Source organism: Rothia sp. LK2588 (genome assembly GCF_040946465.1).
In the GTDB taxonomy this organism is placed as follows: Bacteria; Actinomycetota; Actinomycetes; order Actinomycetales; family Micrococcaceae; genus Rothia.
Window position 1 is genome coordinate 304,566 of sequence record NZ_JAYWLS010000004.1, and the last position, 14,623, is coordinate 319,188.

Genomic DNA, 14,623 nt, shown 5'->3' on the forward strand with positions numbered 1-14,623 from the left:
ACCCCGCCCGCCGTAGCGCCTCTCGGGTACGCTGGTTAAGTTAACGTTTCGTCTACGGAAGAGGACGTCCGTGGCTAGTTCGTCGGCATTTCCAGACATCCCCGTGACCGCCGCCGAGATTATTCGGCAGGTGGGCCACGCCGCCTATTCGCGCGGCCAGAAATACATGCGTGCTGGCAACGTGGCTCGCTACACCTTCGACCCCGATACCCGCACGTTGACCGGCGAGGTCAACGGTTCCGCGGTGGCTCCTTACTCGGTCACCGTTCGTTTTCCTGCGCAGAAGACCGCGGGTTCGCTGGTTTTCTCTGCCCAGTGCACCTGCCCCGTGCGCACCGACTGTAAGCACGCGGTGGCGCTCATGCTCACCGCGATCGATCGGGCCACGAAGGTCCGCAAGGCGCTCACCGCCTCCTCAGATACGTGGCGGTCTTCGGTCGCCGACCCCACTCCCCGCATGGGCGAGTCCATGCGCGAGAAGACCGGCGGGTTAGATGCCCTCCCCGAGGACCTGCAGAACAAGCTGGCCGACTTCGGCGTCTATGCCGCCTCGAAACTGGCAGACAACACCTCCGGCACCGACACAGAGACTCAACCAGGCGCCCGCCTGCCCGAGTGGCGCAGGCGGCTCTCACACGTGCTCGCGGCGCGCCCAGAATTCGGTGACGACTCCGCCCAACGGGTCTCCGGCGCGCTCGATCTGCGGTTGCATGTGGGCAGCAAGTACGCCATCGGCCAGTCCTCCGCCGGTTTGCCGCAGGTGCAGGTGCAGGCCCGGCCGATGATGCTGGGTGCGCGCGGAACCTGGATCAAAGGCGGGTTGAGCTGGGAAGACTTTCAACGCGACCTCATCCGTGGCCACCTGAAACACAGCGTCTACCCCGAACACGAACGCTGGTTCGCCGAGTTCTATTCGGTGGTGCGGCCGTGGCAGTCGGCCTACACCTCGCACCGCGATTGGGTCTCGCTGAGCGCGGTGAACTCCTCGTTGCTTTGGCAGGTTTTGGCGCGGGCGCAGGAGATCGACCTGCCCTTCCTCATCGACGGCCAACAGGTCACCGCCGCGATGGCCCCGGCCACCGGCGTGCAGGTGCGGGTGGAAGAGATCGCCGAGCGCGGCCTCACCGACGCCGACCGCCTGGCACTCACCCCGATTCTCAGCTGGGATGACTTCAGCATCGAGACGGCGAACTGCCACAAGCTGGGTGACCCGCGCTCCGGATTTCTGGCGTTGGGCGGGCGCGCGCAAGCCGAGTACGTGGGTGCGGCACAGACCGCAAAATGGTCGGCCACCCGCGCCGCGGCCCTGGGTGATGACCGCGCCGAAGACGCTACCGGGCGGGGCGGGGCGCGTCCGGACTGGTTGCCGTCCGATTGCGACCTGCTCTTTGTGCCCCTGGCCGACCCGCTGGACCCGATGGCCGAATCGCTGGCGAGCACCGGCTCGATCGAGGTGCCCGCCGCCGACCGTGAACCCTTCCTGCGCGAGTTCTACCCGCGGTTGGCGCGAACGCTCACGCTCCACACCGACGAGGCCGGGCCCACGCTGCCGCAGGTGGCCACCCCCGAGCTGGTGTTGAGCGTTCAGTTCGACGAGAACGAACCGCATTCGGCGGCCACTAGCTGGCACTGGGAGTACCCGACCGACCCGCTGAACCCCGACGGCGAGCGCGCCTCGTTGCCCGCGCTGGGATACCCCGGCGAAGACCACGCCGAGACCCGCGATACCAAGTTCGAGTATCGCGTGCTCAAGCAGGTCAAGGCGGTGCGCCCGGTGGTGCCCTTTACCCGTCACCGCACCGAGGGCTGGGCCACGCGGACGCTGGTGGAAGACACCCTGCCCCGCTACGAAGCCATCGACGGGGTGCGGGTCGATACGCACGGCCCGGTGCCCGAGTTCAAAGAATTGGAAGAGGCCCCCGAGATCACGGTGTCGGTGGAGTCCACCGGGGACCGCGACTGGTTTGGGCTGGGGATCGCGATCAAGGCCGGCGAATGGTATGTGCCGTTCGCAAAAATTTTCGAGGCCCTCAACGCCGGTAAGTCACACCTGTTGCTGGGCGACGGAAGCTACTTCGCGCTAGACCGTCCGGAGTTTATGAAGCTGCAGGAGTTGCTCCGGGAGGCCACCGGTCTGCAAGACAAGAAGACTCCCCTGCAGATCTCCCGCCACCAGGCCGGCATGTGGGAGGAGCTGGAGGAGCTCGCGGCCTCCGTGGAGACCGTGGACGCCTGGGAGCAGCAGGTCACCGCGCTGTTGAACATCGAGAACACGGCGGTGGCCGAGGTCCCGGAGGAGCTTCACGCCGAGTTACGCCCCTATCAGCTCGAGGGTTTTCAGTGGCTGAGCTTTCTCTATGACCACAGCCTCGGCGGGGTGCTGGCCGACGACATGGGTCTGGGCAAGACCGTGCAGACCATCGCGATGTTCGCCTATGCCCGGGCACGGTGGGTCGAAAACGCTAAACCCGGTGAGACCTTCCCGCCGTTCTTAGTGGTGGCCCCGACGTCCGTGGTGCCCAACTGGGAGCGGGAGCTAACGAAGTTCGCGCCCTCGCTGAAGGTCGAGGCGCGCTACGCCTCGGAGGCGAAGTCGGCGCGTTCGCTGGCGGACGCCGCCCCCGAGGCTGACGTGCTACTCACCTCGTACGCGCTGTTTCGGCGCGAAGAAGAGGCCTACGCGGCCCTCGGCGCCGAGCGGGCCTTCTCGGGTCTGATCTTGGACGAGGCCCAGTTCGTGAAGAACGCCAAGACCAAGGCACACCGGGCCGCCCGCGATCTGCCCGCCCGGTTCAAGGTGGCGGTTACGGGTACCCCCATGGAGAACAACCTTATGGAGCTCTGGTCGATGTTTTCGATTGTGGCACCAGGGTTGTTCCCCAGCGCGCGGCAGTTCAAGGACCTGTATGCCAACCCCATCGAGTCGGGTGAAGACAAACAGGCCCTGCCGCGCCTGCGCCGCCGCATTCGTCCGCTGATGAAGCGGCGCACGAAGGATCTCGTGGCCGCCGACCTGCCTGAGAAGAACGACGTGCGGGTGGACGTGCCGCTCTCGGCCGGGCACCGCCGCGCCTACGACACCGCGCTGCAGCGCGAGCGCAAGAAGGTATTGGGCCTGCTGGAAGACATGGATAAAAACCGCTTTACCGTGTTCCAGTCCCTGACGACCCTGCGGCGGATGGCCCTGGACGCCTCGCTGATCGACGAGGAACGCTACGGCAGCCTGGAGTCGGCGAAGTTGGATTACTTGCAAGAGAACCTGCCGGAGATTATCGCCGACGGGCACCGCTCGCTGATTTTCTCGCAGTTCACCTCGTACCTGAAGAAGATCGCCGCCCGCCTGGAGACCCTGGGTATCCCCTACCTCTACCTGGACGGCTCCACCCGCGACCGTCCCTCGGTGCTGGCGGCCTTTGAGGAGGGTACCGCCCCGGTGTTTCTGATCTCGCTCAAGGCCGGCGGATTCGGGTTGAACCTCACCTCGGCGGATTACTGCTTCATCATGGACCCGTGGTGGAACCCGGCGGCCGAGCAGCAGGCGGTGGATCGCGTGCACCGCATCGGCCAGCGCAGGAACGTGATGGTCTACCGGCTGGTCTCGGCGGGCACGATCGAGGAGAAGGTCATGGACTTGAAGGAGTCGAAGGCCCAGCTCTTCGACGCGGTGGTGGACGAGGGGCAGTTCTTCTCGTCGCAGCTCACCGCGGAGCAGGTACGGGACTTGCTGACGGAGGCCGAGTAGGATGCCGCCGACCCGCTTGACCGGACGTTGCCGGTTCGCTGGCCCGGCCGCTCGGGAGTGCCCCCTCGCGCTGAGGATTCGGCCGTGGACGGCCTCAGCCTCGGCGCTTCGGACGGAGCCCTCGCTCACCGGGCCAGCGGGTCGGTAATGTCCGGGTCCGGGATAGAACCGGCGTCCGGAGCCTTAGTGCTTCTTGCCGATCGGCAGGAAGTGCATCACCAGGGCGATAATCGAGCCGACGATCAGGCCGAAGACCAGCGAGAGGCCGGTGTTGGTGAACCAGGCCAGCACGGAGCCGATGCCGCCGTGGATCGCTTCGTGGACCGCGTGTTCGATGTGGTGCACGAACTCGTAGGGGGTATGGAAGCCCAGCTTGTGCATGCCGTCGAGCAAGATGTGACCGCCCACCCAGAGCATGGCCAGCATGCCCACGAAGGAGATCACAGCCATCACCTTGGGCATGGCCTTCACCAGACCGCGTCCGAAGGCCTGGGTGGCCGAGCCCTTTCCCTTGCGGGTCAGGAAGAGGCCGAAGTCGTCCATCTTCACCAGCAGCGCCACCGCGCCGTACACACCGAGGGTGATCGCGATACCGACCACAATCAGGATCAGAGCGCGGTTGAGCAGCGGTTCGGAGGCCACCTCGTTCAGCGCGATCACCATGATCTCGGCGGACAGGATGAAGTCGGTGCGGATTGCAGACTTCACAACCTTCTTTTCGGCGTCTTCACCCTGCGCCGCGGCGGGTTCCTCGTGTGCAGACTCCTCGTGCGGCTTGATCATCTCGATCACCTTTTCGGCGCCCTCGAAGCAGAGGTAGGCACCACCGAGCATCAGCAACGGGGTCAGCAACCAGGGGATGAACTGGCTGAGCAGAAGCGCGAAGACCAGGATGATGGCCTTGTTGACCAGCGAGCCCATAGCGATCTTACGGATCATGGGGAACTCACGCTTGGGGTCTACGCCTTCCACGTATTGGGGGGTCACCGCGGCGTCGTCCACCACCACGCCGGCGGCTTTTGCGGACGCGCGTCCTGCGGCGGCGCCCACATCGTCAAGGCTTGCGGAGGCAAGCTTTGCCAGGGCGGCAACGTCATCGAGTAGGGCGGCCAGGCCACCTGCCATGGGTACTCCTTGTGTTGAGTGAAAGTTAGGATTCGTTCAAATTTTACGGTACATCCGGTTTCTCATCTTGTCGTGGCGGGACGACGGTGATCACGCCGGTAGCCGGTGAGTCCGGGTTGTGCTCGGGATAGGGAATGGCTGAGGTCTCGGGGAGCGGTTCGAAGACGTACCGCCACAACGCGGGAACGCAGGCGGTAAACACGCCGATCGCGACCATGCAGACCAGCCCGCCAACCACCGCGGTAAGTGCCGGGCCCATGAGTTCGGCGCCGAAGCCGATCACACCGGCGCCCAGGTTGGGCCCGCCGACGACGGTGACGATGAACAACCCATTCATGCGTCCGAGCATGCGGTCGGGTACGACCGTCTGGATGATCGAGGAGCGGTAAACCGACCCGAGCGCGTCGGCCCAGCCGGAGAACGCCAGCCCCGCGCAACCGGCCGCGATCGCGGGCAGGTTTTCGGTGAGCGAGTCGGAGGGCGAACGTCCGTCGAGGCTGAGTGCGACCAGCCCGAACAGGGCAAGGCCCGCGCCCCAGGCTACGTAGGAGAGGGTGAGAAATCGCCCCTGGCGTTGCACCCTGCTCAGCCACCCCGAGAAGGTCACCCCGAGGAATGAACCTGCGGCGGTGGCGGAGAGCAGCACGCCCGAGGCCGCGGTGCCGCCGCCGAACGCGGTGACCGCCAGCGCGGGGATGAGCGGTTTGGACTGGGCGAAGACCATGCCGATGAGGTCGACCACGAAGGTCATGCCGACCACGGGCACCTCCCGCACGAAGCGCAGCCCCGCGCCGATGGCGGCCAGCGGCGAGGGTTTGTCTTCGCCGGTGTGGTCGGGGCGCATGGGCGGCAGCCGGTACAGCGCCCAGAGCCCGACCATCATCGCGGCGATGTTGATGGTGTAGGTCAGCGGGTACCCAGTCAGCGCCACGAGCGCGCCGCCAAGCATCGGCCCCACACTCATGGAGAGCGTCAGCACGGTCATGTTCAGCGCGTTGGCCGCCGGCAACATCCGTTTCTTGATCAGCCGCGGAATGATCGCGCCGCGGGCCGACTTATCGATGGGCTGCAGCAGCGATTCACAGAAGATCACGGTGTAGAGCACCCACACCGAGCGCCACCCGGCCCAGGCTTGCGCGGCCAGTGCCACAGCCACCAGCCACATGCCTAGGGACGCCGCCAGCGCCACCTTGCGTCGGTCGTAGTGGTCGGCGATCACCCCGCCGTAGAGCCCGCCGATGACCAGCGGGGTCACGGCCACCAACCCGGTGAGGCCCACTGCCGCCGGGGAGCCGGTGATGTCGAAGATCTCTAGCGCGATGGCGATAGCCGAGACCTGGTAGCCCAGGGTTGAGAACATGCTTCCCAGCCAGAGCCGCCGGAAGGCAGGACTGACCTTCAGCGGGGCGACGTCCATCAGTAAGGCTGGCATAGTTCCTTAGTGTAACCGAGCACACAGGGGTAGGTTAGAGAGTAAAGCCGCAGATGAAAGAAGGATTTATATTGTTACGCACTCTCCCGCTCAACGACGGCCACACCATCCCGCAACTGGGTTACGGAGTTCACCGCATCCCGCCCGTAGACACCCAGGCCGCGGTCGAAGCCGCGTTTGAGGTGGGTTACCGGCACATCGATACAGCCACGATCTACCGCAACGAGGCCGGTGTGGGCGCGGCGGTGCGCGCCAGCGGCATCGACCGCAGCGAACTGTTCATTACCACCAAGCTGTGGAATACCGACCAGGGGTACGACACCGCGCTCGAGGCCTGCGAGCGTTCCCTCGAGTTGCTGGGCCTGGACTACCTCGACCTCTACCTGATCCACTGGGCGCAACCGGGCCTGGGCAAGTACCGCCAAAGCTGGGACGCCCTGCTCGAGTTGCGCGAACGCGGGCTGGTGCGCTCGGTGGGCGTCTCGAATTTCACCGAGCAGCAACTCGACGACCTGAAAGACTCCGGCGTGGTCCCGGCCGTGCATCAGCTCGAGCTGCACCCGAGTTTCAACCAGGCGCAGATGCGGAGGGCGAACTCCGACCGCGGTATTATCACCGAGCCCTGGGCACCGCTGGGCGTGGGTGACGATCTGAAAGACCAGACAATCGTCGACATCGCCGAGGCTCGCGGGGTGGACGCCGGTGCGGTCGTTATCGCCTGGCATCTCGCCCACGGCATGGTCCCGTTGCCCAAGACCGTCACCCCCACACGGTTGACGTCTAACTTCGCCGCCCAAGAACTACAGTTGAACCCCGACGAGGTCGCCGCCATCGATGCGCTGACCAGGGCCGACGGACGCCGCGGCCCCGACCCCGCCGAGGGCGACCTGGGCGCACCTATCTATTCCGACCGTCGCTCCTTCCGGGGTTGAGTCGATATAGTGAAAAAGACAGCTAACCTCCACGAAAGGACATCACGATGAGCACCGTAGCTAACATCGAGCTCAACGACGGCCGCGCGATCCCCCAGCTAGGATTCGGCGTGTGGCAGGTCGAAAATGACGAGGCCACCAAGGTCGTCGGCATCGCCCTCGAGACCGGTTTCCGCCACATCGATACCGCTAAGGTCTACGAGAACGAGACCGGCGTGGGCAAGGCACTGGCGGCGTCCTCGGTGAACCGCGAGGATATCTGGCTGACCACCAAGATCTGGAACGACGACCAGGGATACGATGAGGCGCTGGCCGCCTTCGAGAAGTCGCTGGCCGACCTCGGCGTCGACTACGTGGACCTGCTACTGATCCACTGGGTCTCGGCGCACCGCAAGAAGTACGTGGACACCTGGAAGGCCCTTATCGAGTTGCAGAAGCAGGGCAAGGCCCGCTCGATCGGCGTCTCGAACTTCCCCGAGGAGCACCTGCGCGAGATCATCGAGGCCACCGGGGTGACCCCGGTCGTCAACCAGATCGAGCTACACCCCTACTTCAACCAGCAGGCCCTGCGCACAGTCAACGACGAGCTGGGTATCAAGACCGAGGCGTGGTCGCCGCTGGGCCAGGGCGGTGAGCTACTGCAGGATCCGACGATCACCGAAATCGCCCAGGCCCACGACGCCACACCCGCGCAGGTCGTCATCGCCTGGCACCTGGCGCACGGCATCATCGTCTTCCCGAAGTCGGTGACCCCCGAGCGTATCAAGTCCAACTTCGCCGCGACCGAGGTGAAGCTCAGCGATGAAGAGATCGCGCGCATCGACGGTCTTTCCCGCGAAGACGGCCGCATCGGCCCCGACCCGAAGACCGCCGACTTCTAAACAACGCCGGCGGGTTTGTGGGTACTAGCGACGGTGACCTTGGGGACAACTCGGCGCCACATTCGTGTTTCCCAGAATTTTCCCAAGCGTCAATGCTAGGTTCAAAGATAACGAACCATGCATGTCACCAGAAAGAGCACCTCTATGATCAGAAAGTTATTGGCGAACGAGAAAATCCGTTTTCTGATCGTCGGCGGTTTCTGCTTCGTACTCACCATGGCTATCAACTACGGCCTGAAGTACACGGTGCTCACCCATAAACCCACCACGGCGCTGTTGATCGCCACCGCGATCGCCTCGGTGGTATCTTACATCCTGTCCTCCCAGTGGACCTGGAAAGACGCCGGTGGAGACCCCCGCCCCAAAGAGATCGTCGGTTTCGTGCTGGTGACCATCGGCGGCATTATCATCAACGCCGCCCCGCAGTGGATCTCGCGGTACATCTTCCACCTGGAGACCCCGTACGTGAGCTTCGCGTTCCAAGAGATCTCGGACTTCATCGCCGGCCCCCTGCTGGGTACCGCGCTGGCGATGGTGTTCCGCTTCTGGGCGCTGGACCGCTTCGTCTTCCACGGTAAGGCTGCCCGTCAGCGGGCGCAGATGAGCGAGGTCATCCCGATCACCGGTTCGCACCCGGTCACGCCGCAACCGAGTGGCCGCGTGAACACTGGCGCCACCAAGCGGGCCGCCTAAAACTTTCAGACGCGACGAACGCCGTCGCCGCTTCCCTCTTCGAACAGAGAAGGGTCAGCGGCGGCGGCGCTTTTTCTTGGCCGATTTCACCGCACGCTCGGGCTCCTCGAGCAGCAGCGAGAGCGCGATACGCTTGCGCGGCACGTCCACCTCGGTCACGCGCACCTGCACCACCTGACCGGAGCGCACGATGTTGTGCGGGTCGTCCACGAAGTCGGTGGACATCTGCGAGATGTGTAGCAGGCCGTCTTGGTGCACCCCGATGTCCACGAACGCGCCGAAGGCCGCCACGTTCGAGACCGTGCCCTCGAGGATCATGCCGGGGGCGACGTCCTCGATGGTCTCCACGCCGGGGGTGTATTCGGCGGTCACGAAGTCCGGACGCGGGTCGCGGCCCGGGCGCTCCAGCTCGGCGAAGATGTCGCGCACGGTCGGCAGGCCGAACCGCTCGGTCACGTAGTCTTCGGGGTTGAGGCGGGCCAGCGCCTCTCCCGGCACCGAGGAGCCCACCAGTCCCCCGGCGTCGGCAACGATCGCGGCGGCCAGCTCGTAGGCCTCGGGGTGCACGGCGGAGGCGTCCAGCGGTTCCGCCCCGTCGACGATCCGCACAAAGCCGGCAGCTTGCTCGAAGGCCTTCGGCCCCAGGCGGGGCACCCTCAACAGGTCGGCGCGGCTGACGAAAGGCCCGTGTTCCTCGCGGTAAGCCACGATGTTCTCGCTGATGGTTCGGTTGAAACCAGCTACGTGGCTGAGCAGGGCGGGCGAGGCCAGGTTGACGTACACGCCCACCGAGTTCACGGCGTCCTCAACCGTGGCCTGTAGCGAGCGGGCCAGCAGCGCCTCGGAGAGGTCGTGCTGATATTGGCCCACGCCGATGGACTGCGGGTCGATCTTCACCAGTTCGGCCAGCGGGTCTTGCAGGCGGCGGGCGATGGAGACGGCGCCGCGTAGGGAGACGTCTAGCTCAGGCAGTTCGGCGGCGGCCAAAGCCGAGGCGGAGTACACCGAGGCCCCGGCCTCCGAGACGGTGACTTTCTGCGCGGGTTGCGGCGGGGTCGCGCCGGTTTCTGCGGGGCGGTTCAGGCGTTTGAGCAGTTGGCCGGCCAACCGGTCGGTTTCGCGGGAGGCGGTGCCGTTGCCGATCGAGATCAGTTCTACCCCGTGGCGGCGGGCCATGCCCTCCAGGGTGTCCAGGGATTGCTCCCAGTGGTTGGCCGGGGCGTGCGGGTAGATGACGCCGGTCTCGAGTACCTGCCCGGTGCGTCCGACCACGGCGACCTTCACACCGGTTCGCAGCCCAGGGTCGAGACCGAGGATCACGCGGTCGCCCGCGGGTGCGGCCAGCAACAGGTCGGAGAGGTTCGAGGCGAACACCTCGATCGCCGAGGCCTCGGCACGCTCGAAGAGGCGAGCGCGGATCTCGGTGGTCAACCGCGGCAGAATGCGCGAGCGCCAGGCCGAGCGCACCGTACCGGCCAGCCAACCCAGCACCATGTGTTCCTCAGAGACGGTGTTGAGCACCTGCACGGGGATGCCGAGGGAGGTCGCGATCTCCGCCTCGTAGGCGGCACGCACGCTCTCGAATTCTTCGGCCTGGGATTCGGCACGCGCCCGGTCAGCCCCGGTCAGCCCGGTGAGCGGTGGCGGGGTCTGGGCGACGTCGATGCGTACCTTGACCACGCCCTCTTTCTCGGCGCGGAGCAGGGCCAGCAGGCGGTGGGAGGGGATGCGGCGGATGGGTTCGTGAAAATCGAAGTAGTCGGCGAACTTGTTGGAAGATGCCGCCGGAGTGTTGCGGTAGGCGCCGGTGGCTCGGCTGCTGATCACCCCGGTCTCCCAGAGTTTCTCGCGCAGGGATTCCATGAGCGTGTGGTCGAAGAGCGCGTATTCGTGCATGATCGCCCGCGCCCCGGCCAGGGCCGTCTCGACGTCGGGCACGGCGGTGTCGGCCGGCTGGTCCGGTTCGGCCTGTCGAATGTAGGCGGCGGCGATGTCGTCCAGCGGGGCCAGCGGCACCTCGAGCAGGTCATCGACCAGCGATTCGAGCCCGGCCTCCAGCGCGATGTGCGCCTTGGTACGGCGGGTCACCTTGTAAGGGGCGTAGATAGCTTCGAGTTCGTTCTTAGTAATCGCTGACTCCACGGCCACTCGCAGCGAGTCTTCAAGCACGCCGCGTTCGTCCAGCAGTTCGAGGATGGACGCCCGCCGCTGCTCGAGCTCGCGCAGGTAGTCCAGACGCTCGGCGAGCGCGCGCAGCTGGGTGTCGGTCAGCCCTCCGGTGCGTTCTTTGCGGTAGCGGGCGATGAAGGGCACGGTGGCACCGGCGTCGAGTAGTTCTACGGCGGCACGGGCGCTGGAGGTGGAAACACTGAGTTCCTGGGCGAGAACGTCGATGATTTCTGCGTCGGTGGCACTGTGCATGGTCATAGTTTCTAGTTTCTCACGTTCCCCGCGGTGCTGGAGTGCGCCGGGGCGGCAGGCTGAGAGCCGCCTGGGTAATTTCTGAAGGGTGCAGGTAATAGTTGCGCATATATTTGTGCGCTCTATTGCGGAGCAATAGAGTTTGAAGAGGTAAGCACTACACGTTGTATTGTAGTTTTTCCCTTTTCTAACCTCGGTCTCCCGCAGAAAGACTTTTATCCGTGACAGACACCGGATCTTACGAAGAGTTCCTTGCGGATCACGAAGAGTTGATCGAGTCGTTGGCCGGTATGGGGTGGACCCCTGCTGAGGCATACCACCGGGTGACGACCGTCTATCCGCATGCCCCGGCAGAGTATGTGCTGCAGGCGATTAATTCCGGCAGGTGGACCTTCGTGGGGCGCAAGGAGCAGCTGTTTTCGAACACGATGACCGCCGCGGCCCTGTGGTACGCGGTGGCAGTCTCGTACGATCTGCCCCCGGAGCCCGATCACGCGGCGGTCACGCTAGACCCGGTGATTATTGAGGACGTCCCGCGCCTGTTGGATCTGGCCGGGGTCACCCGCGAGAACACCGCTATCATCATCAACAAGGTGGGTGCGGGCCTGAAGTACCTGTCGGAGAACCCCTACACCACCCTCGAAGAATCCGCCTACGACGAGATGCTCGAGAACCTGCCGTCCGAGGCCCTCGGTATTTCCGACGAGGTCAACACCTGGCCGCCCACACGCTATATCGTGGAGGATCGCCTGGGAGACGGCAGCTGGAGCCAGGCGTTGCTGCGGGTGGGTATTTGCCCCACCGATTTTGACGACCGGGACCTTTCGCTGTCTGGTTCGGAGCTGAGCGACCGCACCTTCCGCAACACCCTCGGCGAGTTCTTGAGCTATTGCATCCGGTACGACCGCAAACCTTCGGTGTTGCTCTACGGTAGCTGGGCGGTGTCGCAGAGCCAGTACGGCCGCGTGCCGGTGCTCGGTGCGGTGCGCGCCAAGTACGGCACCTGGTATCGCGCGTTGCGCCTGGGTCGCCGCTTGATCAACGACGCCCTGAAAATGTCCAACGCGCAGGCGGTGCCGGCGTCCCCGCCGGGTGAGGCCGCAGGTTCGGGTGGTCTAGCGATCGAAGAGATCAAGGCGCAGGGCATCGGCGTGGTAGAGACCCCGCGCCTGAGCGAGCCGAACGCGGAGCGTCAGGCCTGGACGGAGCTCAACGAGGCGATGACCGCGCGGTTGCAGGAGCTGCCCTGGGGTCAGAGCCTGCGGGTGTACTACCTCAGCGAGCAGGTACTCGCCGCCGAGGACTACACGCCGTACGTGCGGATTATGCGTTCCCCCGGTGGCTGGCTCTGCGAGGTCTCCGCGGCCGAGTCGTTTTCCACCCTCGCTCCCACAATCGACGAGCGGTATTTGCAGGAGCACGGTTGGAACAAGTCGGCGCACAACGGTTTTATCGCCTACAGCCAGAACTTCTTCGAGGTCTCGCAGGCGGGCTTCGCGCTGGTCGGTGCGATGCGCTTCGGGCAGGGTTGCGAGTACCCCGAGTATTTCCGGTCGGACGACCCCGCCAACTGCCTCGAGGCCGATGGCCCCAACCCAGACACCGGGGCCTTCCCCATCATTCCTAACAGCTAACCCGCTACCCGCGGCGGTGCGGGTAGGTCTTCTCATCACCACGCATACAGCAAGACGCCGGCGTCACGTTCTTCACGTGAGGCCGGCGTCCTGGTGTATCAGCGGAGCGGGGTGTTACTTGATGTGGGTCTCCGCGTCGGGTGCGGGCACCTGCTGGATCTGCGAGGTGCGGGCCTCGTTGATCACGGCCTGCTTCTCGAGGTGGCTGGGGTGCTTACGCACGAACATCCAACCGATGCCGAGCATGATGAACCACAGCGGCATCACGAACAGGGCGGCGCGGGTGTCTTCATAGAAGGCCAGCACCACGATCATCACCGCGAAGAATGCCAGCGATAAGTAAGCCACCGGAACGCCACCGGGCATCTTGTAGGTGGATGCGGCGTGGCGCTCGGGGAACTTCTTGCGGTACACCACGTAGGACACCAAGATCATGCACCAGTTGAAGATCGCCAGCACGGCGGCAACGGTGGTGACCAGGGTGAACGCCTGGATGACCGAGTCGCCCGAGTAGAGCAGGATCAGCGAGGAGAACAGCAGCACTGCGCTGAGGAACAGCGCGTTGCGGGGCACACCGTTGCGGCTGAGCTTGGTGAACAGGTGCGGCGCGGAACCTTCTTCTGCCAGGCCGTAGATCATGCGCGAGGTCGAGAAGATACCGGAGTTCGCCGAGGAGGTTGCCGAGGTCAGCACCACGAAGTTGATCAGCGAGGCCGCGAAGCCCAGGCCGGCCAGCGAGAACATGGTCACGAAGGGGCTGTGCGCGGGGTCGATGGAGCGCCAGGGGGTGACCATGAGGATCACGGCCAGGGTCGCCACGTAGAAGACGATGATACGAACCGGCACCGCGTTGATGGCGCGGGGCAGGGTCTTGTAGGGGTCTGCGGTCTCAGCTGCGGCGGTACCGACGAGCTCAGAACCGAGGAAGGCGAAGAGCGCAATCTGGAAGGCGCCGAGGAAGCCGACAACGCCCTTGGGGAACATGCCGCCGTCGTTCCAGAGGTTAGCCACCTGCGCGGTGGTGCCGCTGGGGGCGGTGAAGCTCATGGCGACCATGATGCCACCGACGACGATGAGGCAGAGAATCGCGACGATCTTGATGAGCGCGAACCAGAACTCGATTTCGCCGAAGCTCTTCACCGAGGGCAAGTTGAGCGCCAGCAACAGGGTGATCACGACGATAGCGGGGATCCACTTGGGAATGTTAGGCCACCAGAACTGGCTGTAACCGGTGATGGCGATAACGTCTGCGACGGCGGTGACCACCCAGGTGAACCAGTAGGACCATCCGACGAAGAATCCGGCGCCGGGGCCGAGGATGTCGGAGGCGAAGTCGGAGAACGACTTGTAGGACAGGTTGGAGAGCAACAGCTCACCCATGGCGCGCAACACGAAGAAGATGACCGCGCCGATGATCATGTAGACGAAGAGGATCGATGATCCGGTGAGGTGAATGGTTTTGCCCGAACCCATGAACAGGCCGGTACCGATCGCACCACCAATGGCGATCAGCTGAATGTGGCGGTTGCTGAGCCCGCGCTTTAGTCCTTCTTCGGCGCTTGCCGCGTGCTGTTCGTGGTGATGCTCCGTACTAGTGCTAGGCATCAGGCCTCCCAGTCATGTTTGTGGAAAATGGCGTGGCGCGTGAAGACCACCCGTATCGAGGGAGTGTTTGGATTGAGGGCACGCCCGGGGTGGTTCACAACGTCATTGGGTCAATAGTAGACCCTTACCACTGTAAATGAGTACTGCGTCACGTTAAA

At 64.7% G+C, this 14,623-nt stretch carries 9 protein-coding genes; 5 read left to right on the plus strand and 4 right to left on the minus strand.

The window, feature by feature from the left end:
- Nucleotides 1-70 precede the first annotated feature (70 nt).
- Nucleotides 71-3,742, plus strand: a complete 3,672-nt coding sequence (locus VVR12_RS10015; protein WP_368551100.1) for an SNF2-related protein — start codon at nt 71-73, stop codon at nt 3,740-3,742.
- Nucleotides 3,743-3,925: 183 nt separating this feature from the next.
- Here the strand turns inward: VVR12_RS10015 and VVR12_RS10020 are convergent, their stop codons facing one another.
- Together VVR12_RS10020 and VVR12_RS10025 are read right to left on the minus strand one after the other, a co-directional pair.
- Nucleotides 3,926-4,867, minus strand: coding sequence for a DUF808 domain-containing protein (locus VVR12_RS10020; protein ID WP_368551101.1), 942 nt, complete (start codon nt 4,865-4,867; stop codon nt 3,926-3,928).
- A 43-nt stretch (nt 4,868-4,910) separates the two neighbouring features.
- Nucleotides 4,911-6,299 (minus strand): MFS transporter, encoded by a 1,389-nt coding sequence (locus VVR12_RS10025; RefSeq protein ID WP_368551102.1) that lies wholly within the window; start codon nt 6,297-6,299, stop codon nt 4,911-4,913.
- A gap of 71 nt (nt 6,300-6,370) precedes the next feature.
- On the opposite strand from VVR12_RS10025, the gene VVR12_RS10030 reads away from it, so the two are divergent.
- The 3 genes from VVR12_RS10030 (at nt 6,371) to VVR12_RS10040 (ending at nt 8,805) form a co-directional block, all read left to right on the plus strand.
- The gene (locus tag VVR12_RS10030) at nt 6,371-7,231 is read left to right on the plus strand and encodes an aldo/keto reductase (RefSeq protein WP_368551103.1); all 861 of its coding nucleotides are present in this window, start codon (nt 6,371-6,373) and stop codon (nt 7,229-7,231) included.
- 47 nt (nt 7,232-7,278) lie between these two features.
- Nucleotides 7,279-8,112, plus strand: a complete 834-nt coding sequence (locus tag VVR12_RS10035) for an aldo/keto reductase (protein WP_368551104.1) — start codon at nt 7,279-7,281, stop codon at nt 8,110-8,112.
- 144 nt (nt 8,113-8,256) lie between these two features.
- On the plus strand, nt 8,257-8,805 hold the full coding sequence (locus VVR12_RS10040; RefSeq protein WP_368551105.1) for a GtrA family protein: 549 nt from the start codon (nt 8,257-8,259) through the stop codon (nt 8,803-8,805).
- Nucleotides 8,806-8,859: 54 nt separating this feature from the next.
- Here VVR12_RS10040 and VVR12_RS10045 read toward each other — a convergent pair whose 3' ends face one another.
- Nucleotides 8,860-11,232, minus strand: coding sequence for a Tex family protein (locus VVR12_RS10045; RefSeq protein WP_368551106.1), 2,373 nt, complete (start codon nt 11,230-11,232; stop codon nt 8,860-8,862).
- Nucleotides 11,233-11,447: 215 nt separating this feature from the next.
- Between VVR12_RS10045 and VVR12_RS10050 the strand changes: the two genes are divergently transcribed.
- Nucleotides 11,448-12,860 (plus strand): TY-Chap domain-containing protein, encoded by a 1,413-nt coding sequence (locus tag VVR12_RS10050; RefSeq protein WP_368551107.1) that lies wholly within the window; start codon nt 11,448-11,450, stop codon nt 12,858-12,860.
- Between the two features lie 114 nt (nt 12,861-12,974).
- Here VVR12_RS10050 and VVR12_RS10055 read toward each other — a convergent pair whose 3' ends face one another.
- Nucleotides 12,975-14,465, minus strand: a complete 1,491-nt coding sequence (locus VVR12_RS10055) for an amino acid permease (RefSeq protein WP_368551109.1) — start codon at nt 14,463-14,465, stop codon at nt 12,975-12,977.
- Nucleotides 14,466-14,623 lie beyond the last annotated feature (158 nt).